The sequence below is a fragment of the Microbacterium forte genome, assembly GCF_031885415.1.
In the GTDB taxonomy this organism is placed as follows: domain Bacteria; phylum Actinomycetota; class Actinomycetes; order Actinomycetales; family Microbacteriaceae; genus Microbacterium; species Microbacterium forte.
In genome coordinates, this window is record NZ_CP116871.1 from 3,691,710 (window position 1) to 3,717,278 (window position 25,569).

General features: G+C 68.0%; 28 protein-coding genes and 1 tRNA gene. 21 read left to right on the top strand and 8 right to left on the bottom strand.

The window, feature by feature from the left end:
• The first annotated feature begins 16 nt into the window (after window positions 1-16).
• The 5 genes from murI (at window position 17) to OB895_RS17925 (ending at window position 3,861) form a co-directional block, all read left to right on the top strand.
• Window positions 17-850, top strand: a complete 834-nt coding sequence (gene murI, locus OB895_RS17905) for a glutamate racemase (protein WP_042536502.1) — start codon at window positions 17-19, stop codon at window positions 848-850.
• A 46-nt stretch (window positions 851-896) separates the two neighbouring features.
• A complete protein-coding gene (gene rph / locus OB895_RS17910; protein WP_042536503.1) occupies window positions 897-1,631 on the top strand; it encodes a ribonuclease PH in 735 nt (244 codons plus the stop codon).
• Window positions 1,631-2,224: an RdgB/HAM1 family non-canonical purine NTP pyrophosphatase gene (rdgB, locus tag OB895_RS17915; protein ID WP_042536504.1), complete on the top strand. Its 594-nt coding sequence runs from the start codon at window positions 1,631-1,633 to the stop codon at window positions 2,222-2,224. Before rph ends, rdgB begins: the two co-directional genes overlap by 1 nt.
• A 57-nt stretch (window positions 2,225-2,281) precedes the next feature.
• Window positions 2,282-2,857 (top strand): dihydrofolate reductase family protein, encoded by a 576-nt coding sequence (locus OB895_RS17920; RefSeq protein ID WP_056376261.1) that lies wholly within the window; start codon window positions 2,282-2,284, stop codon window positions 2,855-2,857.
• Window positions 2,858-2,940: 83 nt separating this feature from the next.
• Window positions 2,941-3,861 carry a cation diffusion facilitator family transporter gene (locus OB895_RS17925; protein ID WP_311878530.1) on the top strand — a complete coding sequence of 307 codons (921 nt, stop codon included), beginning with the start codon at window positions 2,941-2,943 and terminating at the stop codon, window positions 3,859-3,861.
• 4 nt (window positions 3,862-3,865) lie between these two features.
• Here OB895_RS17925 and ligD read toward each other — a convergent pair whose 3' ends face one another.
• Window positions 3,866-5,854, bottom strand: coding sequence for a non-homologous end-joining DNA ligase (gene ligD, locus OB895_RS17930; protein ID WP_311878532.1), 1,989 nt, complete (start codon window positions 5,852-5,854; stop codon window positions 3,866-3,868).
• Between the two features lie 58 nt (window positions 5,855-5,912).
• Here ligD and ku point away from each other — a divergent pair, with 58 nt between their 5' ends.
• A complete protein-coding gene (gene ku / locus OB895_RS17935) occupies window positions 5,913-6,767 on the top strand; it encodes a non-homologous end joining protein Ku (RefSeq protein WP_311878534.1) in 855 nt (284 codons plus the stop codon).
• A 32-nt stretch (window positions 6,768-6,799) separates the two neighbouring features.
• Here ku and OB895_RS17940 read toward each other — a convergent pair whose 3' ends face one another.
• A complete protein-coding gene (locus OB895_RS17940) occupies window positions 6,800-7,570 on the bottom strand; it encodes a DedA family protein (protein ID WP_042536508.1) in 771 nt (256 codons plus the stop codon).
• 66 nt (window positions 7,571-7,636) lie between these two features.
• A tRNA-Leu gene (locus OB895_RS17945) sits at window positions 7,637-7,718 on the bottom strand.
• Window positions 7,719-7,838: 120 nt separating this feature from the next.
• Between OB895_RS17945 and OB895_RS17950 the strand changes: the two genes are divergently transcribed.
• The 7 genes from OB895_RS17950 to OB895_RS17980 are packed head-to-tail and all read left to right on the top strand — an operon-like array spanning window position 7,839 to window position 12,313.
• On the top strand, window positions 7,839-9,038 hold the full coding sequence (locus OB895_RS17950) for a TadA family conjugal transfer-associated ATPase (RefSeq protein WP_311878536.1): 1,200 nt from the start codon (window positions 7,839-7,841) through the stop codon (window positions 9,036-9,038).
• Entirely contained in the window at window positions 9,035-9,892 is an 858-nt protein-coding gene (locus OB895_RS17955) for a type II secretion system F family protein (protein WP_056373355.1), read from the top strand. Before OB895_RS17950 ends, OB895_RS17955 begins: the two co-directional genes overlap by 4 nt.
• A complete protein-coding gene (locus tag OB895_RS17960) occupies window positions 9,889-10,827 on the top strand; it encodes a type II secretion system F family protein (RefSeq protein ID WP_311878537.1) in 939 nt (312 codons plus the stop codon). Before OB895_RS17955 ends, OB895_RS17960 begins: the two co-directional genes overlap by 4 nt.
• Window positions 10,828-10,846: 19 nt before the next feature.
• Complete coding sequence (locus OB895_RS17965) at window positions 10,847-11,059, top strand: hypothetical protein (RefSeq protein WP_056373351.1); 213 nt, start codon at window positions 10,847-10,849, stop codon at window positions 11,057-11,059.
• A gap of 12 nt (window positions 11,060-11,071) precedes the next feature.
• The gene (locus OB895_RS17970) at window positions 11,072-11,482 is read left to right on the top strand and encodes a TadE/TadG family type IV pilus assembly protein (RefSeq protein WP_042536523.1); all 411 of its coding nucleotides are present in this window, start codon (window positions 11,072-11,074) and stop codon (window positions 11,480-11,482) included.
• A complete protein-coding gene (locus OB895_RS17975) occupies window positions 11,472-11,906 on the top strand; it encodes a TadE family protein (RefSeq protein ID WP_228385536.1) in 435 nt (144 codons plus the stop codon). Before OB895_RS17970 ends, OB895_RS17975 begins: the two co-directional genes overlap by 11 nt.
• Window positions 11,903-12,313 (top strand): hypothetical protein, encoded by a 411-nt coding sequence (locus tag OB895_RS17980; protein WP_056373344.1) that lies wholly within the window; start codon window positions 11,903-11,905, stop codon window positions 12,311-12,313. The genes OB895_RS17975 and OB895_RS17980 overlap by 4 nt, the downstream gene beginning before the upstream one ends.
• 109 nt (window positions 12,314-12,422) lie before the next feature.
• Here OB895_RS17980 and OB895_RS17985 read toward each other — a convergent pair whose 3' ends face one another.
• Window positions 12,423-12,977, bottom strand: coding sequence for an NUDIX hydrolase (locus tag OB895_RS17985; protein WP_056373342.1), 555 nt, complete (start codon window positions 12,975-12,977; stop codon window positions 12,423-12,425).
• A complete protein-coding gene (locus OB895_RS17990; protein ID WP_042536527.1) occupies window positions 12,974-14,206 on the bottom strand; it encodes an MFS transporter in 1,233 nt (410 codons plus the stop codon). Before OB895_RS17990 ends, OB895_RS17985 begins: the two co-directional genes overlap by 4 nt.
• Before the next feature lie 108 nt (window positions 14,207-14,314).
• Between OB895_RS17990 and prfB the strand changes: the two genes are divergently transcribed.
• On the top strand, window positions 14,315-15,424 hold the full coding sequence (gene prfB / locus OB895_RS17995) for a peptide chain release factor 2 (RefSeq protein ID WP_042536528.1): 1,110 nt from the start codon (window positions 14,315-14,317) through the stop codon (window positions 15,422-15,424).
• A gap of 277 nt (window positions 15,425-15,701) precedes the next feature.
• Here prfB and OB895_RS18000 read toward each other — a convergent pair whose 3' ends face one another.
• Window positions 15,702-17,096 carry a DUF2510 domain-containing protein gene (locus OB895_RS18000; RefSeq protein ID WP_056373338.1) on the bottom strand — a complete coding sequence of 465 codons (1,395 nt, stop codon included), beginning with the start codon at window positions 17,094-17,096 and terminating at the stop codon, window positions 15,702-15,704.
• A gap of 138 nt (window positions 17,097-17,234) precedes the next feature.
• Here OB895_RS18000 and ftsE point away from each other — a divergent pair, with 138 nt between their 5' ends.
• From ftsE to smpB, 3 genes are all read left to right on the top strand, one after another.
• Window positions 17,235-18,296 (top strand): cell division ATP-binding protein FtsE, encoded by a 1,062-nt coding sequence (gene ftsE / locus OB895_RS18005; protein WP_311878542.1) that lies wholly within the window; start codon window positions 17,235-17,237, stop codon window positions 18,294-18,296.
• Window positions 18,293-19,207, top strand: coding sequence for a permease-like cell division protein FtsX (gene ftsX / locus OB895_RS18010; RefSeq protein WP_042536530.1), 915 nt, complete (start codon window positions 18,293-18,295; stop codon window positions 19,205-19,207). The genes ftsE and ftsX overlap by 4 nt, the downstream gene beginning before the upstream one ends.
• Before the next feature lie 84 nt (window positions 19,208-19,291).
• Window positions 19,292-19,768, top strand: coding sequence for an SsrA-binding protein SmpB (smpB, locus tag OB895_RS18015; RefSeq protein WP_042536531.1), 477 nt, complete (start codon window positions 19,292-19,294; stop codon window positions 19,766-19,768).
• On the opposite strand, the gene OB895_RS18020 is transcribed toward smpB, so the two are convergent.
• Together OB895_RS18020 and lexA are read right to left on the bottom strand one after the other, a co-directional pair.
• Window positions 19,769-21,628 carry a S9 family peptidase gene (locus OB895_RS18020; protein ID WP_311878544.1) on the bottom strand — a complete coding sequence of 620 codons (1,860 nt, stop codon included), beginning with the start codon at window positions 21,626-21,628 and terminating at the stop codon, window positions 19,769-19,771. It abuts the gene before it with no gap.
• Window positions 21,629-21,737: 109 nt separating this feature from the next.
• Window positions 21,738-22,424 carry a transcriptional repressor LexA gene (gene lexA, locus OB895_RS18025; protein ID WP_042536533.1) on the bottom strand — a complete coding sequence of 229 codons (687 nt, stop codon included), beginning with the start codon at window positions 22,422-22,424 and terminating at the stop codon, window positions 21,738-21,740.
• Window positions 22,425-22,705: 281 nt separating this feature from the next.
• Here lexA and OB895_RS18030 point away from each other — a divergent pair, with 281 nt between their 5' ends.
• The 4 genes from OB895_RS18030 to hisH all read left to right on the top strand — a co-directional run bounded on the left by OB895_RS18030 (window position 22,706) and on the right by hisH (window position 25,506).
• Window positions 22,706-23,068, top strand: coding sequence for a LysM peptidoglycan-binding domain-containing protein (locus OB895_RS18030; protein ID WP_042536534.1), 363 nt, complete (start codon window positions 22,706-22,708; stop codon window positions 23,066-23,068).
• A gap of 91 nt (window positions 23,069-23,159) precedes the next feature.
• Window positions 23,160-24,254: a histidinol-phosphate transaminase gene (locus tag OB895_RS18035; protein WP_194285945.1), complete on the top strand. Its 1,095-nt coding sequence runs from the start codon at window positions 23,160-23,162 to the stop codon at window positions 24,252-24,254.
• Entirely contained in the window at window positions 24,251-24,868 is a 618-nt protein-coding gene (gene hisB / locus OB895_RS18040; protein ID WP_056373330.1) for an imidazoleglycerol-phosphate dehydratase HisB, read from the top strand. Before OB895_RS18035 ends, hisB begins: the two co-directional genes overlap by 4 nt.
• Window positions 24,865-25,506, top strand: a complete 642-nt coding sequence (gene hisH / locus OB895_RS18045) for an imidazole glycerol phosphate synthase subunit HisH (protein ID WP_042536537.1) — start codon at window positions 24,865-24,867, stop codon at window positions 25,504-25,506. Before hisB ends, hisH begins: the two co-directional genes overlap by 4 nt.
• The last annotated feature ends 63 nt before the right edge of the window (window positions 25,507-25,569 follow it).

Consider the following 25,569-nt stretch of genomic DNA (forward strand, 5'->3'; position numbering starts at 1 on the left):
GGTAGGCTGGGTAGTCATGAACGACGCCCCGATCGGAATCTTCGACTCCGGTGTCGGCGGACTCACGGTGGCACGTGCCATCCGAGCCCAGCTGCCCCGGGAATCGTTCGTCTACATCGGCGACACGGCACACTCCCCGTACGGTCCGAAGCCCATCGCGGACGTGCGGCGGTACGGCCTCGAAGTCCTCGACACACTGGTCGAGCAGGGCGTCAAGATGCTCGTGATCGCGTGCAACACCGCGTCCTCAGCCATGCTCCGCGATGCCAGGGAGCGGTATGACATCCCTGTCGTCGAGGTGATCGGTCCGGCGGTGCGCCGAGCCGTCTCGACGACGCGCAACGGCCGCGTCGGTGTCATCGGCACTGTCGGCACGATCGGGTCGCGTGCCTACCAGGACATGCTCGAGGTGAACGAGCGCCTCGAGGTGTTCACCGCCGCGTGCCCTCGTTTCGTGGAGTTCGTCGAAGGGGGCATCACCGGAACGCCGGAGGTGCTCGCGACCGCCGAGGAGTACCTCGCACCGCTTCGGGATGCCGACGTCGACACGCTGGTGCTCGGGTGCACGCACTACCCGTTCCTCCGCGGTGCGATCAGCTACGTGATGGGGGAGGGGGTCACGCTCGTGTCCAGTGACGACGAGACCGCCGGTGATGTGTACCGTCAGCTCGTGCGGGGCGACCTTCTCGCCTCTCCCGACGCCACGGCGTCGTACGTCTACGAGGCGACCGGCGACTCGACGACCGAGTTCACCGCCCTCGCCAACCGTCTGATGGGCCGGGAGGTGCGCGACGTCCAGCTCGTGCAGACCGGCGTCATCACCCTCCCCGCGACGGCCTCCGGGTCGTAGCTCTCCCGCAGCACCCGCTTCATCCACCTCCACCCGAAGGAAACCCATGACCAGCATCGTCCGCGCCGACGGCCGTTCCACCGACCAGCTCCGCGAGATCACGATCGAGCGCGGATGGAGCAGCCACGCCGAGGGATCGGCCCTGATCAGCTTCGGCGGAACCAAGGTGCTGTGCACGGCGTCGTTCACGAACGGCGTTCCTCGCTGGCTCACCGGCAAGGGCAAGGGGTGGGTCACGGCCGAGTACTCGATGCTTCCTCGCGCGACGAACAGCCGCAACGACCGTGAGAGCGTCAAGGGCCGCATCGGCGGACGCACGCACGAGATCTCCCGACTGATCGGTCGCGCGCTTCGCGCCGTTGTCGACACCAAGGCTCTCGGCGAGAACACGATCGTCATCGACTGCGACGTGCTGCAGGCTGACGGAGGGACGCGCACGGCCGCGATCACCGGAGCATACGTCGCGCTGGCAGACGCGATCGAGTGGGGCCGGGAGAAGAAGTTCATCGGCAAGAACGCGACGCCGCTGCTCGATTCAGTGGCGGCGATCTCGGTCGGCATCATCGACGGCGAGCCCATGCTCGATCTCGCATACGTCGAGGACGTCCGCGCCGAGACCGACATGAACATCGTCGTCACCGGTCGTGGGCTCTTCGTCGAGGTGCAAGGCACGGCAGAGGGGGCGCCGTTCGACAAGCGCGAGCTCGACGCCCTGCTCGATCTGGGCGTCGCGGGCTGCGCCGACCTGAAGGACCACCAGCTGAAGGCTCTCGCGGGCTGATGAGGGTCGTCCTGGCCACTCACAATCCGCACAAGGTCGCGGAGTTCCAGCAGATCGTGGCGTCTGCGCGCCCTGATCTCGAGATCATCGCGTATGACGGTCCGGAGCCGGTCGAGGACGGCGTCACGTTCGCCGAGAACGCGCTCATCAAGGCGCGCGCCGCTGCGCGGCACACGGGTCTCGCGGCCCTCGCGGACGACTCGGGCATCTGCGTCGATGTGCTCGGTGGATCGCCCGGGGTGTTCTCGGCCTATTGGGCGGGGCAGAAGAAGGACGCCGCGGCCAACCTCGAACTGCTACTCGACCAGCTGCATGACATCGCCGACCCGCATCGCGTCGCTCACTTCAACTCGACGATCGCACTCGTCACGCCGGATGGGCGCGAGCACGTGGTCGTGGGCAACTGGCCTGGTCGTCTCGCGACCGAGGCATCGGGCGGGGGCGGCTTCGGATACGACCCGATCTTCATCCCCGACGGCCAGGCCGCGGGGGCCGAGCGCACGGTCGGGGATCTCAGCGCGGAGGAGAAGCAGGCGCAGTCGCACCGCGCCCGCGCTTTCGTCGAGCTGCTGCCTCTGCTCGCTGATCTCTGAGCCGAACGTAACCACTACGCTTGACGTACTTCACGCGTAGTGGTTATGGTGGTCGGCATGAGAGATCTCACCTACTACATCGGAGTGACCCTCGACGGGTTCATCGCAGGCCCCGACGATGAGGTCGATTTCTACCCGGTGACCCCTGCCTTCGCCGAAGTCCTGGGCACGGAGTTCGCCGACATCCAGCCGGCTCACGTCCGCGCGGCCGGCGGAGGCGAAGACGAACCGCTGACCCGGTTCGACACGGTCGTCATGGGACGACGCACCTACGAGCCCGCGCAGGAGGTCGGCATCACCGATCCCTATGCGCACCTGCGCACGGTCGTGTTCAGCCGCTCGCTCGACGATCCGGGCGAAGCCAATGTCGAGGTCGTGAGCACCGATCCCGTCGCGCGGGTTCGGCAGCTCAAGGCGGAGGACGGGCTCGGCATCTATCTCGCGGGCGGTGCGTCGCTCGCGGGGGTCCTCCTCGATGAGATCGACCGGCTGATCGTCAAGAAGTACCCGGTGATCGCCGGCACCGGCATCCCGATGGCGCGCCACCCGTTCTCCCCGACGCGGTTCGCACTCGATCAGGTGCGCTCGTTCGACAACGGCTGCGTCGTGCTCGAGTACTCCCGGTCCCGCTGACGAATCGACTACTGAGAATCATCACCATTCCCGACTGGGTGGATCCCCGCCGACGCGCGTGAGAGCCGGTCTAGCCTGGAGACATGCACGATCATGCGCCCGCCGCCGGCGGCATCCGCTCGGCCAGCCATCGCCGCCTGCTGGCGATCTCGCTGACCCTGACCGCGACCATCATGGTCGTGCAGGTCGTGGGTGCGATCTTCACCGGTTCGCTCGCGCTGCTGGCCGACGCCGCCCACATGTTCACGGATGCGTCGGCTCTCGTGATCGCGCTCATCGCCGCCGCCGTCGCCGCGCGTCCGGCGGATGACCGACGCACTTTCGGATATCAGCGAGCCGAGGTGTTCGGAGCGCTGATCAACGCGATCATCCTGATCCTGCTTGCAGGCTGGGTCGCATTCGAAGCGGTGGGACGGCTGCTGAACCCGGGCGAGACCGAGGTCGTGGGCGGGCTGATGCTGGTCGTCGCGGTCGTGGGCCTCGTCGCGAACGCGATCTCGATGTGGCTGCTCAGCCGAGCACAGCGCACCAGCATCAATGTCCGCGGAGCCTACCTCGAGGTGATGGGCGACCTGATCGGGTCGGCGATGGTGATCATCGCCGCGATCGTGATCGTGACCACCGGATGGATGCCCGCGGATGCGATCGCCTCACTGATGATCGCGGTGCTGATCATCCCCCGGGCGATCTCGCTTCTTCGCGAGGTGTTCTCGGTGCTCTCCGAATCGGCCCCGAAGGGCACCGCGGTCAGCGAGATCCGCCAGCATCTGCTCGACTACGACGGCGTGATCGGAGTGCACGACGTGCATGTCTGGCAGCTCACGCGCGGGGCGCCCGTGTTCAGCGCACATGTCAGCGTGGACCCCGCGCTGCTGGCCGACGGACGCTCGACGAAGCTGCTCAGTGATCTGCAGTCGTGCCTGGCGCACCACTTCGATGTCGCGCATTCGACCTTCCAGATCGAGCCGGCCGAGCAGTCGGATTGCGAGCCGCATCACGCCTGAGGCGTCAGGCCTCGACGACGACCTCTGCGGGTGTCTTGTCGGGGCGCAGCCCTCGCCAACGCGAATGCCGGAGCACTCCGTCGGGCGTCCAGTTCGCGAACTCGACTTCGCCCACGAGCTCCGGCTCGACCCACAGAGCGTCCGAGGCATCGAGAGCCGGGACGCCGTCGAGCGGCGCCGACTCGACGCGCAGTGTCGCGAGGCGAGCGAGCAGGTCGCGCAGCATCCGGTCGGTGAAGCCCGTGCCCACGCGACCGACGTACCTCAGCCGACCTTCGTCGGGTACCGCGAGCAGCAGTGAGCCGAACGTCCCCTCGCGGTCGCCCTTGCCCGGACGGATGCCGACGATCACGACCTCCTGCATCCGCGTGTGCTTGAGCTTGAGCCACGAAGGCGAGCGCTGACCAGGACGATAGCGGGACGCCGGATCCTTGACGACGACACCTTCGAGGCCGAACTCGTCGCTCGCAGCGAGAGCCGCATCGAGGTCGTCGAACACGGGCGGCACCTGCACGGGCGCGTCGAGGTCGGAGATGACGTCCTCGAGCAGGGTGCGTCGCTGCGAGAGCGGCATCGAGCTGAGGTCGTGGCCGTCGAGGTGCAGCAGATCGAAGACCATGTAGACGATCGGGGTGCGCACGACCTCGCGCTCGATCTCGCGCGGTCGAGTCAGGTGCATGCGGTTCTGCAGCATCGAGAAGCTCGGCCTGCCGTGCGCGTCGAACGCCACGATCTCGCCGTCGATGATCGCGTCGGCCACCGGCAGGAAGGGCGCGCCGTCGGCCGTCAGCTCGGGGTACCGGGCTGTGATGTCTGTGCCGCTGCGGGCGTGCAGCAGCATCCGGCCGTCGGCCCAGGTGCCGATCGCGCGGATGCCGTCCCATTTGACCTCGACCCACGAGGGCGAGCTGAGGCCGCGCGCGATGGCCGGTGTGCCGTTCTCGGCGAGCATGGGGGAGACGGATGCAGGGGACCCTGGTGCGGACGCGCTCGCTGCCCCGGTTATTCGCGGTCGGTGACGCGGGAAAGCCGGTCGTGTGGCTGTCGTATCTGCGGGCACCTGCTCTGACTTCGCCTCGACCCGGCGCGGGCGCTCGGGGGGATGCTCGGTGCGAAGAGGTGCGAGTGGATCCAGCCCCGATTCCGCCCGCTCGAGCACGCTCGCGAAGTCGAGCTGCGCCAGATCGGGATCGTCGAGCTCCTCCCAGGTGCGAGGCGCTGCCACCCACGGCTGCGCTCGTCCTCGCAGGGAGTACGGCGAGATCGTGGTCTTCTTGCCGTTGTTCTGGCTCCAGTCGAGGAAGACCTTGCCCCCGCGTGCGGCCTTGGCCATGGTGCTCGTGGCGAGATCCGGATGCTCGGTCTCGATGAGCCGGGCGATCTCCTTGACGACCGACGAGATCTCGTCGCTGGTCTGCTGACCCGGCAGCGCCGCGTACAGGTGGATGCCCTTGCTGCCGCTCGTGACGGGCACCGGCACGAGACCGATGTCAGTCAGCAGGGCGCGGGCGATGCGGGCGACCTCGGCGCACTGCGCGAGCCCGACTCCGGGGCCAGGGTCGAGGTCGAGCACGAGACGATCGGGTGTGCCGGGCAGGCCATCCGTGTCGAAGCGCCACTGAGGAACATGGAGCTCGATCGCCGCGACCTGAGCGAGCCAGACCAGGGTCGGCACGTCCTCGACGAGGGGGTAGGCCTTGGGGCCGTCGGAGTGCTGGATCTCCTGTCGGGGTATCCAGCTCGGAGCGCCGGGTTCGAGCTGCTTCGTGAAGAACGCGTCGGCGGGAGCATCGGCGGTTCCGACTCCCTCGACCCAGCGCTTGCGGGTGACCGGGCGTCCGTCGAGCAGCGGCAGGATGTGGGGCGCGATCGCCGTGTAGTAGGCGATGATCTCGCCCTTCGTGGTGCCGGTCTCGGGGTAGACGACCTTGTCGAGGTTCGTGATGCGCAGTCGACGACCGTCGATCTGCACGTTCTGCGCCTCCGGAGCCATAGCGCCAGCGTAGTCAAGGTACTGGCCCCCACCGGGGCGGCTGGTGTTCACTGGGGGCATGAGAACGATCTGGAAGGGCGCGCTGACCTTCGGCCTCGTGAACGTGCCGGTCAAGGTGTATTCCGCGACTGAAGACCACGACGTGCCGCTGCATCAGGTGCACGAGAAGGACGGCGGACGCATCCGGTATCAGCGCACGTGCGAGGTGTGCGGCGAGACCGTGGCCTACGCCGACATCGATCGCGCCTACGTCGACGAGGGGCAGACGGTGGTTCTCACCAAGGAAGACCTGGCGGCGCTCCCGGCCGAGAAGAGCCGAGAGATCGACGTCGTCGAGTTCGTGCCCTCCGACCAGGTCGACCTGCTCACCCTCGACAAGCCGTATTACCTCGAGCCCGACTCGAAGTCGCCCAAGGCCTACGTGCTTCTGCGCAGGACGCTCGAGCAGACCGACCGCACCGCGATCGTGCGGTTCACGCTCCGTCAGAAGACCCGCCTCGCTGCGCTCCGCGTGCGGGGCAAGGTGCTGGTGCTGCAGACGCTGCTGTGGGCCGATGAGGTGCGCGAGGCGGCGTTCCCGGCTCTGGATGAGGATGTGCGGATCTCTAAGAAGGAACTCGAGCTCTCGGCTTCACTCGTCGACAGCTACTCGGCCGACTTCGACCCCGAGTCGTTCGTCGACGAGTATCAGAAGGAGCTGCGCGCTCTGATCGACGCGAAGATCGAGGCGGGCGACACGTTCGACGTCTCGGAGACCTTCGGCGAGGCCGAGGACGACTCGAAGAGCGGCGAGGTCATCGACCTGATGGAGGCGCTGCGCGCCAGCGTCGCTCGCACGAAGGCCGCGCGCTCGGAGTCGTCAGATAAGAAGGAAAGCACCAAGAAGAGCCCGACCAAGAAGAAGGCGGGCTGAGTCCTCAGCCCGCCTCTCTCAGTCGTTCGGGATCAGTGCTTGCCGTCGCCGTCGAAGTCGGGAGCGCGGTCGAAGACCTCGGGGTCGAGCGCGAGCTCTTCGGCCTCGGCGGCGTCGGTCTCACCCTCGCCGGCCGCAGCCTCCTTCTTGGCCTTGTGGCGCTCCGAGAAGTAGTGCCAGACGGTGATCAGCGCGGTGCCACCGACGGCAGCGAGGAGGATCAGGTCGATGTAGCTCTCGACGAAGTGCGCGACCGGCGGGATGAACCCGATGGCGTAGCCGAACATCGTCAGACCGAAGCCCCAGAGGATGGCGCCGATCAGGTTGTACAGCGTGTAGCGGCGCCACGGCATGTGGCCCACACCGGCCGCGACCGGGGCGAAGGTGCGCACGATCGGCACGAAACGGGCGAGGATGACCGTGATGCCGCCGAAGCGCTCGAAGAAGGCGTTCGTCCGCTCGACGTTCTTCTTGCTGAAGAGCCCTGATTCCTTGCGTTCGAAGACTGCCGGTCCGCCCTTGTGGCCGATCAGATAGCCGACCTCACCGCCGACGAACGCCGACAGGCCGATGAGCAGTGCGACGATCCACACGTTGATGCCGAAGACTCCGTGCTCCGAACCCGCGAGCGGGTGCGACAGCAGGCCCGAGATCACGAGCAGCGTGTCGCCCGGAAGCAGGAACCCGACCAGCAGGCCCGTCTCGGCGAAGACGATGAAGCACACCACGAGAAGCGCCCACGGCCCGGCCGATCCGATGATGGTGGCGGGGTCGAGCCAAGGGATGAGAGCGGCGTGATGCATGGATTTCCCGTCGTAGTGATGTGTGCGGCGGTACAGACACCTGTCGCGGGGAACACGACAGATCGGTGCGGAAGGTGGGACTTGAACCCACACGCCCTAGGGCACAGGAACCTAAATCCTGCGTGTCTGCCAATTCCACCACTCCCGCGCGGTGAGATAAGTCTACTGATCGGGGGATCCGTCGATGCTGGGGATCCGCCCGCAGCCCGAGCGCTGTCGCTGTGGATAACTCCGACGGGCGGCGCTCGATCCTTGCGAGGATGCTCGGGTGATCCCGCCTCCCGTCCTCGTCGCCGAGCGCGTGCGGCAGCGACTCCGCTCTGAGGGCACGGATCCGACATCCGATCCCGCGGCGGCGCGCGCCATCGCGCTGGCGGAGGTCCGCAGGTTCAACGATCTGGCGCTCGCACGGGGCGCGGCGATGATCGACGACGAAGCCGCGTGCGTGCGCGACGTGCTCGCCTCGGTGAGCGGGTTCGGAGCGCTGCAGCCCTTTCTCGACGACCCGGAGATCGAGGAGATCTGGCTCAACGGTCCCGAGAGCATCCACATCGCCCGCGGCGGAATCGCCGAACGCATCGAGCTGCGTCTCACCGACGCGGCCCTGCGCGAGCTCGTCGAACGGATGCTGCAGTCGACCGGGCGCCGCGTCGACATCAGCCAGCCGTTCGTGGATGCGTCTCTTCCCGACGGATCCCGTCTGCATGTCGCGATCGCAGATGTCGTCCGCGGATCGTGGTCGGTCAACATCCGCAAGTTCCTGCCGCGCTTTCGCACCCTCGACGCGCTGGTCGAGAACGAGGCTCTGACCGCAGAGCTCGGCGACCTGCTGCGCGAGGCGATGCGTGCGGGCAAGAGTGTCATCGTGTCGGGCGCCACCCATGCGGGCAAGACCACGTTCCTCGGTGCGCTGCTCGCCTCGTGCTCCGACCATCAGCGGATCATCACCGTCGAGGAGACATTCGAGCTCGCCGTGCAGGGGCCCGATGTCGTCTCCTTGCAGGGCCGTCAGGCGAGCCTCGAGGGAACGGGCGAGATCACGCTGCGCAGACTTGTGAAAGAGGCGCTGAGGATGCGGCCCGACCGCCTGGTGGTGGGCGAGGTCAGGGACGCGGAGGCGCTCGACCTCGTCCTCGCACTGAACACCGGTGTGCCAGGAGCAGCGACCGTGCACGCGAACTCCGCCGCCGAGGCGCTCGACAAGCTCACACTGCTGCCGCTCCTCGCCGGACGGAACATCGACCGATCGTTCATCGTGCCTGCACTCGCGGGAGCCGTCGATCTGGTCGTGCACTGCGTACGCGGCGACGACGGGGTCCGACGGGTGGAGGAGGTCATCGCGCCCACCGGCGAGGTGATCGACGGTCGGATCGTCGCGAGAGAGGTTTACACCCGTGGCGGGCCCGCCGTCGCTGCCGGGACGGCATGGCGACGCGGCAAGCTGATGAGGGTCGGAGGCACCCCATGACGGTGCTGCTCGGAGCGATGCTCGCCGCCGGCGTGCTGTTGTGCACGTCGCCATGGCTGTGGCCTCCACGTCCGGAGGAAGAGAAGGTCAGACGCCGCGGCCATCTCTCTCGGTTGCTCGAAGAGGGTGGTCTCGCCGCCGTCAGCCCGCGCACACTTCTGTCGGTGATGGCGACGGTCGCGCTCGCCGCAGCGTCCCTCGTCTGGCTTCTCACGGCGATTCCCCTCCTGGCCGGGTTGGCAGGCGCGGCTGCAGCGGTGGCACCGATCGTGTTCGCACGATCGCGGCGGATGCGGCTGCGCAAACAGCGGCGACAACTCTGGCCCGACGTCTGCGATCTCCTGATCGCCTCCATCCGCGTGGGGCTGTCGCTGCCTGATGCCGTCGCGAGCCTGGCCGAGTCGTCGCCGTCGATGATCCGGCCCGCCTTCATCGTGTTCGCCAGGGATCTGCGCGCCACCGGTCGATTCGAGACGAGCCTCGATCGACTGAAGTCCGCGCTGGCCGATCCCATCGCCGACCGGATCATCGAGACGCTGCGCATGGCAAGACAGGTCGGGGGAACCGAGCTCACCGGCGTGCTGCGCGCGCTGTCGTCGTCGGTTCGCGCAGACGCTGTGCTGCGCGGCGAGGTCGAGGCCCGGCAGTCATGGATCCGCGGCGCGGCCGTGCTCGGCGCCGTGGCGCCCTGGGTGATCCTCTGTCTGCTCGTGCTGCGCCCCGAGGGTGCTGCCGCCTACGGCACCGCGGAGGGGATGCTGGTGATCTTCCTCGGTGCTGCCGTGTCGGTGACCGCGTACCGCATCATGATCCACATCGGTCGTCTGCCCGAGCCGGGGAGGTGGTTCGGGTGAAACCGGTCTCCGCGGTCGCGATCGCGATTCTCGGCGGCGTCGCGCTCGGGTCGGGCGTGCTCTGCCTCCTCGCCGCCATGCCGCACTGGTCAGCATCGCCCCTCTCACAGCGGATCGCCTCGTACGTGCGAGACGTGGTCTCTGATGACGACCTGCCTGACGGCGCACTCCCGCGAGTCGGAGTGCTCTCGGCGGGCGACCGGACGGTGTGGCTGCGATCGCGGGCGATCTTCGAGCGCCTTCTCGGCGGTGGAGAAACTCTGCGTCGCAGGATCGAGCAGGCCGGGCTCCCCCTGGAACAGGGCGCCTTCCGCGGGCGTCAGCTCGGCTGGGTGCTGGCAGGCGTCGTGACCGGTGCGATCGCCGTCATCGGCCTCGCCCTCGCGGGCCGCATGAGTCCGCCGATCGCGCTGCTGCCCGGCATTCTGGGAGCCGCCGGGGGATTCGGGTACGACATGCAGCTCACGGCGCGAGTCTCGTCTCGTCGAGCTCGACTGACCGACGAACTGCCGACGACCCTCGAGTTCCTCGCACTGTGTCTGTCGGCAGGGGAGGGGTTCCTCGACTCCCTGCGCCGGGTGGCCGCGGTCGGATCCGGAGAGCTCACCGGCGAGTTCCGCCGTGTGGTTCTCGCCGTGGGCACAGGTTCGCCGCTCGCCGACGCCCTCACCGAGATGGCCGTGCGGCTGCAGCTTCCAGGGCTCTCACGCGCCATCGACCAGGTGATCGCCGCTCTCGAGCACGGTGCCCCGCTCTCGGCCGTCCTGCACGCGCAGGCCGGCGACGCACGCGAGGATGCCAAGCGTGTCCTCATCGAACAGGCCGGACGCAAGGAGATCCTGATGCTCCTCCCGCTCGTGTTCCTGATCCTTCCGCTCTCCGTTCTCTTCGCCATCTATCCGGGCCTCTTCATTCTGCGTCTCGGCATCGGCTGAGCGATCAAGAAAGGACGACATGAACACTCCTCGACCTCACAGGGCGCGCTTCGCGACCTGCCTCTCTCATGCTCCCGCCAAGAATCTCCTCGACGACGAATCCGGAGACGTGCCTGGCTGGGTGCTGGTGACACTGATGACGGCAGGCCTCGTGGTGCTGATCTGGGCGGTGGCCGGACCTGCGCTCAGTGCGCTGTTCGAGCAGGCCATCCAGCGTGTGTCGGGACTCTGAGGGGCTATCTCGATGCCGGTCACATCATCACGGCCCTCTTTCACGGACGACCGCGGATCGAGCCCGGTCGAGTTCGTGCTCGCGGGAACGCTGCTCACCCTGCTCACCCTTGCCGTGATGCAACTCGCGCTCGCCGTCTACGTCCGCAACGTCGTGCACGACGCGGCGGTCGACGGGGCCTATCACGCCGCTCTGGCGGACACGAGCACAGAGCAGGGAGCCGAGCGTGCACGGGAGGTCATCACCCGCGCGGTCGGCGAAACCTACGCCGAGGATGTGACTGTCGTCCGTTCGATGTCACTCGCTCAGCCGACGATCGAGGTTCGCATCCGCACCACACTTCCCGTGATCGGTCTCCTCGGTGTGCCGCTCGCACTGGAGGTGCAGGCGCATGCACCGGAGGAGTCGTTCGATGACGGATGACGACGGCTCGGCCGCCCTCGAGTTCATCGCCGTCGGCGTCATTCTGCTCGTGCCGCTCGTGTATCTGATCATCGCGCTGGGGGCTGTCCAGGAGCAGACGCTGGGTGTCGAGGCCGCCGCACGGCACACGGCACGGGCGATCGCCCTCGCGCCTGATGCCGGGACGGCAGCCATGCGGAGCGAGCAGGTGATCGCGAGCATCTCCGATCAGTACGGCCTCGATGCGGAATCCATCGAGGTGTCGGTGACCTGCGCACCCATCGAGGTGGCATGTCCGTCGGCGGGCGCGACCGTGACCGTGACGGTCGCGACGTCGGTGTCCCTGCCCCTCGTGCCGACGATCTTCGGAGTGGACGAGGCTGCATCGATCGATGTCGAGGGGGCGGCGGTGCAGAAGATGTCCCGTCTGTGGGGGGACGGGTGAAGCAGGCGGGCGACGACGGAAGCGTGCTGCTCCTGACCCTCGGCTATGCGCTGCTCGCAGTCGCCCTCATCTTCGTGAGCGTGTGCGCGACGGACCTGTACATCTCGCAGAAGAGACTCGATGCGATCGCCGACGCGGCAGCGCTCGCCGGAGCGGACGGATTCACCCTGGCGCTCGACGGCGAGGCTGCACACGCGGATCTCACCGATCAGGGCGTCAGAGATCAGGTCGAGGCGCTGCTCGCAGCACTCCCGGCGGCGGTGACTCTGGAATCGGCGTCGAGCCCCGACGGCCGCTCCTCGCGGGTGACCGTCGCCACCATGTGGAGTCCGCCGCTCGCGTCGCTGTTCGTTCCGGACGGAGTGCGACTGGAGGCGACGGCGACGAGCCGCACGGCTCTGCGTTGATCGGGACGGACCGGCCCGTCGCGACATCGGCCCTTCGCGACACCGGCCCATCGCGACACCGTTCCTTCACGACACCGCTCCTTCAGGACACCGGTCCTTCGCGAGGTCGTCAGTTCATCAGACGATCCCGCAGTCGACGCACCCGCCGTGGGAATCCATCCGGTACCTGCACGGGCAGCGCGTCGATCGGCCACCAGCGCACGTCCTCCGACTCGTCGCTCACGATCAGTGCCGTGTCATCTGAGACGACGACGGCGACCCCGATATCGAGGTGCGAGGCGCAGCGTCCGAAGGCCGAGGAGAGCGCGTGGTGGTCGAGGTCGTACACGAGAGGCTCGGCGAGGCCCGAGACGACCACTCCGGTCTCTTCACGCAGCTCACGGAGCGCGGCATCCGCAATCGACAGGTCGCCCGCCTCGAGATGTCCTCCAGGTTGCACCCAGAACTGCCCCTTGGCGTGGAACACGAGCAGGGTTCGAGTGAGTGTCGGATCGAACACGAGCGCGGATGCCGTGGCGTGGCGTGGACCGTCGTCACGGGAGACGGGGCCGTGGTCGTCGGGAAAGAAGCTCGCGAAGTCGACCTGGGCAGCGCGCTCGCGCTCGGAGGACACCGCGGCGCCCAGAACCAGGAGACGCACATCGGCGCCGAGGCCACCGGTCATGAAGGCTCCTCTCTCGTGCGGGGCACGAACCGGGGGATCCAGCGGATGAACCCGCCCGCGCCGACCAGACCGATCACGCCCATGGCCGCCGCCGCGATCGGCAGGGACGCGATCGCGACGATCGCCGAGACCAGCAGGGGAGCGACGGCTCCTCCGGCATCCGTCAGCGTGCGCCACGAGCCGAGGAACGCGGCAGGCTCGCTCTTCGGGGCGACGTCGGCGCCCAGCGTCAGCAGAATGCCGCTCGAGAGCCCGTTGCCGACCCCGAGCACGGCGGCGAACATGCCGAACCACAGCACGGCCGCATCCAGATCATGTGTGAACGAGAGCGCGAGGAATCCCGCTCCCATCAGCACCATCGCCGGCATCGCCGCCCAGAGCCGTCCGAAACGGTCCATCACCTGGCCGCTCGCATAGAACAGCGCGAAGTCGATCGCACCCGAGATTCCGACCACCAGCGCGATCGTCGAGGCGTCGAGGCCGAGCGACAACCCCCACAGCGGCAGCACGACCTGCCGTGCAGACCGCACGGCCGACAGCGACGCGGCGGCGAGTCCCAGTCGGCCGAGTACGCTGCGCTGCTGCCACATGGTGCGGAAGATGCCCGCGCGCGCCGCCGTGGGAATCGAACCCGTGACAGGCTCGCCCGAATCATCCGCAAGCGCAGCGGTGCGCACCGCAGTCGTCGGCGCGATCGTCTTCTCAGGATCGGGGCCGAGAAGCACGAGCAGCACCATCACGACGAGGCAGCCCAGGAAGAACCAGATCGCTGCCGTCTCCGAACCGAACAGCTGCAGCAGACCCGCAGCGACGAACGGTCCGATGAAGATCCCGAGGCGGAAGCTGCCGCCGAGCAGCGAGAGGGCCCGCGCGCGGAAGGCGATCGGCACCCTCGTCGTCATGAAGGCATGACGTGCCAGACCGAAGGCGGCCGCGCAGAAGCCCAGGAGGAAGACGGATGCCGCGAGCACGCCGAGCGTGGGGGCGAAGACCATGCCCACGCCGGCACTGATCGCGATCACGCCCGCGATCACCATCGTGAAGCGTTCGCCGATGCGGCCCACAGCCCAGCCTGCGGGGAGGTTTCCGCAGAGCTGGCCGACCACGAGAGCGGAGGCCACGAGCGCGGCGAACGCGATGTCGGCGCCCATCCGCGCCGCGATCACCGGGATGAGCGGGATCACCGCGCCTTCCCCGAGCGAGAAGAGGACGGTCGGGAGGTACACCATCGGCCCGAACCGCCTCAGGACCGTGGATGCGCTGCTCACCCGTTTCACGCTACTCCCGTTCGAACGCCGTCCCCGCCCGCGCAGGCGGCACGTTAGGCTGGACGCGACATGCTCGAACTCGATCTCTCCGCCGACATCCAGGCCCTGCGACTCACCTACGGTGACATCCGCGAGGTCATCGATGTCGAGACCCTCCGCTCCGACATCGCGCGCCTCAGCGAGGAAGCCGGCGTGCCGGACCTCTGGGACGACCCCGAACGCGCCCAGAAGGTGACCAGCGCGCTGAGCCACCGGCAGTCGGCGCTCGCCAGGGTCGAGGGCATCGGTCGTCGACTCGACGACCTCGAAGTGCTGGTCGGGCTCGCGAACGAGATGGGCGATGAGGAATCCGCCGTCGAGGCTCGCGCCGAGCTCACCGCGCTCACCGAGATCATCAACCAGCTCGAGGTCCAGACGCTGATGGACGGCGAGTACGACGAGCGTTCCGCCATCGTCACGATCCGCTCGGGTGCCGGCGGCGACGATGCCACCGACTTCGCCGAGATGCTGATGCGCATGTACCTGCGCTGGGCCGAGCGTCACAAGTACCCCGTGAAGGTGCTCGACACCTCGTACGCCGAGGGGGCCGGCATCAAGTCGGCGACGTTCGAGATCGACGCGCCCTATGCGTTCGGCACGGTGTCCGTCGAGGCCGGAACGCACCGCCTCGCGCGCATCAGCCCGTTCGGCTCTGCCGACAAGCGTCAGACGTCGTTCGCCGCGGTCGAGGTCATCCCTCTCATGGAGGAGGCGACCGAGGTCGACATCCCCGAGAACGACATCCGTGTCGACGTCTTCCGTTCGTCGGGCCCTGGCGGACAGTCGGTCAACACCACCGACTCCGCGGTGCGCCTGACCCACCTGCCGACCGGCATCGTGGTGTCGATGCAGAACGAGAAGTCGCAGATCCAGAACCGCGCCGCGGCCATGCGAGTGCTGCAGACCCGACTCCTGCTCCTGCAGAAGGAGGAGGAGGCCGCGAAGAAGAAGGAACTCGCCGGCAACATCACGGCGAGCTGGGGCGATCAGATGCGCTCCTACTTCCTCTACGGCCAACAGCTCGTGAAGGACCTCCGCACCGGACACGAGTCGGGCAACCCGGCTGCCGTGTTCGACGGCGATCTCGACGGGTTCATCTCGGCCGGCATCCGCTGGCGCAAGCGCAAAGACGAGGACTGAGCGAAGGCTCACTCTCAGCGGGCGGCCTCTTCGAGGCGGCCCGCTTTTGTCGTCCCCCCTCGCGGTTCGTGTCCATGTCGGAGGCCGAACCCCGACGAGTGCGCGTGGCGACGGGCGGACATGGCCGGAGCTGAAGCGGGCCGGAGCCGAGATGGGCCCGTGCAGAAGTGGGCCGGGACGGAAGTGGGCCCGTGCCGGATGCCGAAGCATCGTGCACGGGCCCACCTGCGACGCGAACCGCCGGCGACCGCCGGACGGGTTCGCCTTGCGCTGTGTTCTAGCCTGCTGACGGGGTGACGGTGATGCGCGTGACCTCCTGCAGGACCTCGTCGGTGAAGATCACGTCGTAGGACTCGCTCTGCGCGACGTCGAAGGTGATCTTGCCGTCGACCGTGTCGCCGGGCTCGAGTTCTTCAGCCACGATCCCGTCGACGTAGTAGTCGTAGGTCCCTTCGACGCCTTCAGCGGTCTCGATGCCGAAGTTGAATGCGCTCAGGTAGCTCGTGCCCGAGACGCCGGTGAAGGTGACGTCGAGGATCACGTACCCGCCGTTGGTCGAGGGAATGCTCGAGCCGTCGCTCGTCGCCCACGTGGCCGAGTGGATCGTGACCTCGCTCGTGGCGGCCATCTGGTTGATCGGCACGGGGGAGCCCATCTCGCCCTCGACGACCTCGGGAGCTCCCGTGCCCTCTTCGTCGGTCCCGGGATCCTGTTCCGTTCCGGTGCCCGTGTCCGAATCGCTCGACGGCGGGGCCGTCGGCAGGTCGCGGACGGCCTCGGACACCGTCGCGAAGACGATGACGAAGAACATGACGACCGCGATGATCGCGCCGATCACCGACAGGATGAGGCCGGAGATGCCCGGCCACTTCTTGCCCTTGAGGAACAGCGAGATCAGCGAGACGATGAATCCGACGCCCAGCAAGAGCCATCCGAGCCAGAAGATCACGGGGATGCACGACAGGATGGTGCCGAGCGCTGCGAGCCCGAGCCCGACGAGGCCGAGGATCGAGGGCCCCGACGGAGCTGCCGGGGCCGTCGCTCCGTACGCGGGCGGGTAGCCCGTGGGAGCACCGTACTGCTGTCCTGCGGACGCATAGGGTGCGGCGCCGGGGTAGCTCGGCGCTGCGGCCCCCGGGTAGCCGGCGGTGACGGGGTACTCCTGGGGCTGCGCAGGAGCAGCGGCACCGGGGTACGAGGGCGCGCCCCCGCCATACGGCTGCACGGTGCCGTCGGCCGGCGCAGCGGCGCCCGGAGCGGTGAAGTCGGGTGCCTGCGCGCTGCCGGGTTCTTCAACGGGAGTCTCGGAGGCGGACCAGGAGGACTCGGACTCGGGAGCTGCGACCTCGTCCGCAGGCGCCTGCGCACCGGCATCGGAGTCGGAGGGTGCAGGGGCATTCCACGACTGGGTCTCGACCGCAGCGACGGATTCGATCGACGCGGCGGTCTCTGCGTCGGCCGCGGTCTCCGGGGAGCCTGCGGAGGAGGCGTCATGCGCGCTCTGGGCGGAACCGGAGTTCGTCGCCTCGTCGTCGGTCGAACCGGCGGTCGACGCATCCGCTGCGGGCTCCGTGGAGTCGACGATCGGAGCGAAGTGCTCGGTCCACTGGGTGCCGTCCCACCAGCGCTGGCGCCCGGATCCGTCGTCATACCAGCCTGCAGGCGTCGTCATGGTTCCCCCTCGGAGTATCGTCCACCCTGATGGCGTGGATCGCACCTCCATGTATAGCAGTGCGGTGTGACACGCAGGGGGCTCCCGCGGGGTGTCGCTCGCGAACAGATGAACGGGCGCGCTTAGGCTCGAACCGCCATGATTCGGTTCGAGAACGTCACGAAACGCTACCGCGGGACCTCACGGCCCGCTCTGTCCGATGTCGACTTCGAAGTGCAGCGAGGCGAGTTCGTCTTCCTCGTGGGCGCTTCAGGGTCGGGCAAGTCGTCCTGTCTGCGGCTGATCCTCCGAGAGGACGTGCCGACCACCGGTCGCGTCGCCGTGCTCGGACGCGACCTGCGTTCGCTGGCGAACCGCAAGGTGCCGTACTTCCGCCGCCACATCGGATCCGTGTTTCAGGACTTCCGACTGCTTCCGTCGAAGACCGTCTATCAGAACGTCGCCTTCACCCTGCAGGTGACGGGCTCGTCGCGCGGTTTCATCCAGCAGGCCGTCCCCGAGGCGCTCGCGCTGGTCGGGCTCGACGGCAAGCAGAAGAGAATGCCGCACGAGCTCTCCGGTGGAGAACAGCAGCGCGTCGCGATCGCTCGAGCGCTCGTCAACCGCCCCCAGGTGCTGCTCGCGGACGAGCCGACCGGAAACCTCGACCCGGCGACGTCGGTCGACATCATGCAGCTTCTCGCGAGGATCAACGCGGGCGGTACGACCGTGCTCATGGCGACGCACGAGGCGGGCTTCGTCGACCAGATGCAGCGCAGAGTGATCGAGCTCCGCGACGGCGAGATGGTGCGAGACGAAGTGCACGGCGGGTATGGCGACACATCCAACATCCCGCGCCTCGTCCCGGAGGAGGTGCGCGGTGCGGCAGCGGCAGCCGCCCTCACCGCGGTGCAGGAGGTGCAGCGCCAGACCGCCGACCTCTCGCTCGTCCGCGCTGCGCTCGCTGAGGAGCTCACCGCTCAGCGCAGGGCCGAGGGAGCATCCGCGGATGCCGTACCGACCGCATCCGAGACGCCGGAGGCGCAGGCCGCACCGATCGAGCCGCCCGTCGTCGAGGAGCAGCCCATGGCCGTCCAGGCCCCTGTCGCGCCTCGGACGCATCCCATCGTGATGCCGCAGGTCGACGTCGCCGAGCTCGGCGTGGCCGATCGCCTCGGCCTGTCTGATGACGGTTCCGAAGAAGTGGGGCCGACGTCATGAGAATCGGACTCATCCTCACCGAGGCCCTCGGCGGCCTCCGACGGAACATCTCGATGGTCATCTCCGTCGTTCTCGTCACCTTCGTGTCGCTGACGTTCGTCGGCGCTGCGATCCTCATGCAGGCGCAGATCGGCACCATGCGCGGGTACTGGACCGAGCGGGCCCAGGTCGCCGTGTACATGTGCTCCGACATCTCCGAGCAGGACACCTGTGTCGACGGTGGTGCCTCGGAGGAGCAGGTGAACGCCGTGCGGGCCCAGCTCGAGGGCGAGGCGCTCGCCCCCCTCATCAGCGAGGTCACCTTCGACTCCAAGGAGGACACCTACGCCAAGCTCGTCGAGCAGCTCGGCGAGGACCAGGCGAGCGTCATCACCCCGGAGCAGGCGTTCGAGGTCTTCTTCGTCACCATGAAGGACCCCGGCCAGTCTCAGGTGATCTCCGAGGCGTTCAACGGCGTCGCCGGCGTCGAGCAGGTGCAGGACCAGTTGCAGTACCTCGAGCCGCTCTTCTCCGCGTTGACGGTCGCGACATACATCGCGGTGGGGATCGCCACGCTGATGCTGATCGCCGCCATCCTGCTGATCGGCACGACGATCAGACTCTCCGCCTACGCCAGGCGCAAGGAGATCGGGATCATGCGTCTGGTGGGTGCATCCAACCGCTTCATCCAGACGCCGTTCGTGCTGGAGGGCGTGTTCGCCGCGTTCCTCGGCTCGGCCCTCGCGAGCGCGGCGGTCGTCGCCGGGGTGCATTTCGGTGTCGACGGCTACCTTCGAGGACGCGTGCCTTTCATCACGACGTGGGTGTCGATGCAGGATGCCGTCGTCGTCGTCCCCGTGCTGATCGGGATCGGTGTCGTGCTGGCCGCACTCTCGGCGGGCTTCGCGATCCGACGCTGGCTTCGCACCTGAGCGGCTCGCCGGTATAGACTGACAGGCTGTCGTGCGCCCGACTCGGGCTCTGGAACACTTCGCGACACGGATCAGGAGAGAATCATGCCCAGGGAACGCGGGGAGAAGGTCATCGCGACCAATCGTCGCGCACGTCACGACTACAACATCGAGAAGTCGTACGAGGCGGGGATGGTGCTCACCGGCACCGAGGTCAAGTCGTTGCGTCAGGGACGCGCGAACCTCAGCGACGGGTATGCGTTCGTCAAGGGGAACGAGGTCTTCCTCGATTCCGTGCACATTCCGGAGTACTCGCAGGGGCACTGGACCAACCACTCCGCCAAGCGCGTCCGCAAGCTGCTGCTGCACCGCGAGGAGATCGCGAAGCTGCAGCATGCGGTGTCCGCCGGCGGCTACACGCTGATCCCGCTGAAGCTGTACTTCTCGGACGGTCGGGCCAAGGTCGAGATCGCCCTCGCCAAGGGCAAGAAGGAATACGACAAGCGTCAGACGCTGCGTGAGCGTCAGGACACCCGCGAGGCCGACCGCGCGATGCGCCTGCGCAACCGCGTCGGGGAGTGATCAGCGCGCGGGCGTGAAGCCGAACACGCGTCCGAGAAAGCCGAGCTCCCTCTCGAGTGCGTCGATGATGGTCTCGCTCGCACGGAAGCCGTGGCCCTCACCCGGGTAGAGCACGTACTCGTGCTCGACGCCTTGCTGCGCCAGAGCGTCGCGGATCGCTTCGGACTGCGACGGCGGCACGACACGGTCCTCCGCTCCCTGCATGAGCAGCACGGGCACGCCGATCCGATCGGCGTGCGTCAGGGGAGAACGATCGACGTAGAGCGCCTCGGCCTCGGGCAGCGGTCCCACCAGGCCCTCGACGTAGTGCGCCTCGAAGTCGTGCGAGTGCTCGGTCAGCATCCGCAGATCGGCCACGCCGTATCGGCTGATGCCCGCGGCGAACGTGCCGCCCCGCACCAGCGACGAGAGCACCGTCCAGCCGCCGGCCGAGCCCCCGCGGATCGCGATGCGATCGGGGTCGGCGAGCCCGGCGTCGGCGAGGCCGCGCGCCGCGGCGATCACATCGTCGACATCGACCACGCCCCATCCGCCGTCGAGTCGTTCTCGGTAGGCGCGCCCGTATCCCGTCGATCCGCCGTAGTTGACGTCGAGCACGCCGATGCCGCGGCTGGTCCAGAACGCGATGGCCGCGGACGAGGCGCCCGTCACATGGGCGGTCGGGCCGCCGTGCACGAGCACGAGGTAGGGCGGGAGCTCGTCGTCCGCGGCTGAAGCCGACGGGTTCACGGGCTCGTAGACGAAAGCATGGACAGGGCCGTGAGCGCCATCGACCAGGATCTCGGATGCTGCGGGCATCCACGTCGGGTCGGCCGGCGTCGCTCCCGCGACCACCTCTATGTCGCCGGAGTCGACGTCGACGCACCAGACACCTGGCGCGGTCGTCGAGCTGTTGCCGGAGAGGAGCACTCGGGTGCCTGCGACATCGTCGATGCTGACATGGCCGTCGGCGGCAACGGGGATGCGGTGGGCACCGCCGTCCCGCTCGATGACGTCCACCTCGTCGCGTCCGTTCGTGCGCACCGCCACGATGCGACCGTCGGCGAGCGGTCGATACCAGCGATTGCCGAGTACCCAGAGTCCGTACCCCGTGTCGGCGTCCGTGTCGGCGATCCGCTCTGCGGGACCGACCGCTTCGCGGCCGTCGACGCGCTGTCGGTGCAGCGCCCAGCGGCCGGTCGGGTCATCCGAGTACAGGATCTCGCCGTCGTCCGTCCACTCCGGCTGGAGGGCGGCTCGCGTGGGCAGCTCCATCCGGCCGGTGCCGTCGGAGAGCACCAGCGACGCGTCCTGCCACGGCATGCGTTCGCCCGACCATTCGACCCACGCGGCGCGAGTCCCGTCGGGAGACAGCGCAGGATGCGCGTAGAACGACTCTCCCTCCACGAGCACCTTCAGCAGCGTCGGATCGTCGGAGGCGGACCCGTCTGTCGGGATCTCGACGATGCCGCGCTGGTGCGGGTCGACCGAGAGGTCCTCCCGCACCGCGAACAGTCGCCCGTTCTGCAGGCGCAGGCCGCCATGTGCCGGCCCCGCGGGAGTCAGGGGCATCGGGGCGCCACCGCGGGGCATCCGATGCACACGCTGATCCTTGGCCTCGACGAAGAACAGTGTCCCCTCGGCATCCGCCGTCCACGCCCCTCCGCCGTACTCGTGCACGCGCGACCGTGCACTCCAGGGCGCGGGGAGGATCTCGGCGCCGCTGGAACTTCGTACCGTCAGGCGACCGCCCTCGGCAGGCACCGACTCGCCCCACCAGATGTCATCGCCGACGAAGGCGGCGCCGTCGATCCTCGGAGACGACGCGGCGATCCGGTCGGGAGTGAACGGAGAGGGCCAGGTACCGAACGGCGACGACATGGTTCGAGCCTATGGCGCACCGGCTCACGGCGTCACACAGGGTGGGTTTCGGGCCAGGCGACGAGGTCTCCGAGAATGCACGATTCCGGAGGCTCGTGTGCGGAGAGGGTCAGACGGAGCGGAGCACCGCGACGATCTTGCCGAGCACGACGGCCTCGTCGCCGAGGATCGGCTCGAAAGCGGAGTTCCGAGGCAGCAGCCACGTGTGGCCGTCTCGTCGCCGGAGTACCTTGACGGTGGCCTCGCCGTCGAGCATGGCGGCCACGATCTCACCGTTCTCTGCGCTGTTCTGCGAACGGACGACGACCCAGTCGCCATCGCAGATCGCGGCGTCGATCATCGACTCGCCCGACACCTTGAGCATGAACAGGTCGCCCTTGCCGACGAGCTGACGGGGGAGCGGGAAGATCTCCTCGACCTGCTGGTCGGCGGTGATCGGAACGCCGGCGGCGATGCGCCCGACGAGGGGAACCAGTGCGGCGTCTCCGACGGGCGTCGCCACATCGGCAGGGTTCTCACCGCTCGCGCCGGGGAGGTCGATGAGCACCTCCATCGCGCGGGTCTTTCCCGGATCGCGGCGCAGATATCCGCTGAGCTCGAGCTGACCCAGCTGATGAGTCACGCTGGACAGCGACTTGAGTCCGACGGCGTCGCCGATTTCGCGCATGCTCGGCGGGTAGCCGTAGTGACTGATCGACGTCTGGATGACCTCGAGGATCGCCATCTGCTTCGGGCTCAGGCTCTTCCGGCGACGAGTGCGCGGGGCGTCGGCCTCGGGGGCGGAGTTGTCGCTCATGGTGCTCCTCAGGTGTGCGATCCGGCGTCTCAGTTCGAATGTCGGAGGCCCGTGATGGGGTGTTCCTATCGAAACCGTATCCGAGAAACGCGACGATGTGGAAGATCTGTTCGAGCGTGTCGGCCGATTCTCGCACTTCTGTTTCGAAGAACGCTTGACAGATGTTCGAATTCGAAGATAACTTCGGTACGTAGCTTCGCATCCCCGGCTCCCGGCCGAGGCGTGGATGCGAACGCTACGCCAACTTCACCGCCCACGCGGTAGATGCAGAGGAGCACGACATGAGCACCATCACCTTCAGCAGTGCAGCAGTCCTTCCGGCTCGTCCGGCGACGCGGCTCCGGCTGACGGCGCGTGGTCGACGCGTCGTGCTCGCCGTCGCAGCGGTGCCCCTCGCCGTCGGAATCGCCTTCGCGGCGATCAGCGGCGGCAGCGCGATGGCCTCGGGTGAGCAGACGGCGACGGCGACGTTCGCGACCGTGACCGTGATGCCGGGCGACACTCTCTGGTCGATCGCAGAGGGCATCGCGCCCGAGGCCGATCCGCGCGACGTGATCGGCGACATCACACGGCTGAACCTGCTGCGCGGCGGGGAGCTGCAGATCGGTCAGGAGCTGGCGATTCCGGCGCAGTATTCGGAGTGAGCCCGACTTCGCCCGATTCGTGGAGCGAGGCGGGGGAGTTCCCGTTCACACTCGGTCTCGACGGGCATTCATGGGGCGAACGCGGCCTACCATGGGAAGGGTGACTGCATCACTCGACGACCTGCCACTTCGCGACGACCTCCGGGGGCTCACGCCGTACGGAGCGCCTCAAGCGCCTCTCCCGATCGCACTGAACGTCAACGAGAACACGCATCCGGTTCCGGACGCCGTGGCCAGCGACATCCTCGATGACATCGCGGTCGCGCTCCGAGACGTCAACCGCTACCCGGATCGCGAGTTCACCACGCTGCGCGAGGGGTTCGCCGAGTACCTCGGCCACGGTCTCGAGGCGGATCAGATCTGGGCGGGCAACGGGTCGAATGAGGTCCTTCAGCACATCCTGCAGGCATTCGGGGGGCCGGGTCGTACGGCGTTCAGCTTCAGCCCGACCTACTCGATGTACCCGCTGATCTCGAAGGGGACCGGGGCGCGGTGGGTCGCCGGCGCCAGGCAGCCCGACTATACGATCACGCCCGAAGAGGCGGCGGCCCAGGTCAGGGATGTCGACCCCGATGTCATCCTCCTGTGCTCCCCGAACAACCCGACGGGCACACCGCTCGGTCTTGACGTGGTCGAAGCGGTCTACGAGGCATCGACGGGGATCGTGGTCGTCGACGAGGCCTACCAGGAGTTCGCGCCGCGCGAGGCGGCCTCCGCCCTGACACTGCTCGACGGACGCCCTCGGCTCGCCGTGTCTCGCACCATGAGCAAGGCCTTCGCGTTCGCGGGTGCTCGCGTGGGCTACCTCGCCGCCGATCCCGCCTTCATCGACGCCCTGAGGCTCGTGCGTCTGCCGTACCACCTCAGCGCTCTCACTCAGGCGGCGGCGGTGGCCGCACTGCGCAACTCCGACGTGATGCTGGGCATGGTCGAGGAGATCGTCGAGCAGCGGGATCGCATCTCGGCGACGCTCGAGGCCCTCGGCTACACGCCGCACGAGTCGTGGTCGAACTTCGTCCTCTTCGGGGGCGTGGCAGAGCCTCAGAAGATCTGGCAGCAGCTGTACGACCGGGGAGTGCTGATACGCGACGTCGGGATCCCCGGACACCTCCGCGTCACCGCCGGCACCGAGGCGGAGACCACCGCGTTCCTCGATGCCCTCGCCTCGATAGGATCGGCTTCATGAGCACCCCCGCCCAGACCTCCCGCACCGCCACGCGTGTGCGCAGCACGTCGGAGTCCACCGTCGAGCTCGAGCTGAACCTCGACGGCACCGGTGCGAGCCGCATCGACACGTCGGTGCCGTTCTTCGACCACATGCTGACGGCGTTCGCGAAGCACTCTCTCACCGACCTCACCGTGCGCGCATCCGGAGACACGCAGATCGACGCCCACCACACCGTCGAAGACATCTCCATCGTGCTCGGTCAGGCGATCCGCGAGGCGCTGGGCGACAAGTCCGGGATCTCGCGCTACGGCGACGCGCTGGTCCCGCTCGACGAGGCGCTCGCCCAGGCCGTCGTCGACATCTCGGGGCGCCCGTACCTCGTTCACACGGGAGAGCCCGCCGGTTTCGAGCACCACCTCATCGGGGGCCACTTCACCGGGTCGCTGGTGCGCCACTCCTTCGAGGCGATCACGTTCAACGCCGGGCTGACGGTGCACGTGCGCGTCCTCGGTGGCCGTGACCCCCACCACATCGCTGAGGCCGAGTTCAAGGCGTTCGCTCGAGCATTCCGCCAGGCCAAAGCGCTCGACCCCCTGGTCGACGGCATCCCGTCGACGAAGGGTGCGCTGTGAGCTCGGCACCCAGGGTCGCCGTCTTCGACTACGAATCGGGCAACGTCCACTCGGCGGTGAAGGCTCTCGTCGCGGCGGGTGCGGACGCCGTGCTGACGCGCGATCGCAAAGAGGCGCTCGAGGCCGACGGTCTCGTGGTGCCCGGCGTCGGCGCGTTCCAAGCCGTCCGAGACGCGCTCTACGCGCACGGCGGCGACGAGATCATCGACCGTCGCCTCGCAGGCGGACGCCCCGTCCTCGGCATCTGCGTCGGGATGCAGGTTCTCTTCGCACACGGCGTCGAACGCGGGCATGATGCCGAGGGCCTCGGCGAGTGGCCCGGAGCGGTCACCGAACTCAACGCGCCCGTGCTTCCGCACATGGGGTGGAACACCGTCGAGCCGGGCGCCGACTCCGTGCTGTTCAAAGGCATCGAGAACGAGCGCTTCTACTTCGTGCACTCGTACGCCGCGCAGTCGTGGGAGCTCGATGTCATCCCGCCGTTCCCACAGCCCGTGCTCACCTGGTCGACCTACGGAGACCCGTTCCTCGCCGCCGTCGAGAACGGACCGCTCTCGGCGACGCAGTTCCACCCGGAGAAGTCGGGAGAGGCAGGAATCCAGCTGCTCCGCAACTGGGTCGACAGCCTCCGGTCCTGACGAGCAATACCGGGCGCCCCGGATCGAGAGCCCGTCGCACAGCTGCGCGTCGGTGACCGCCCG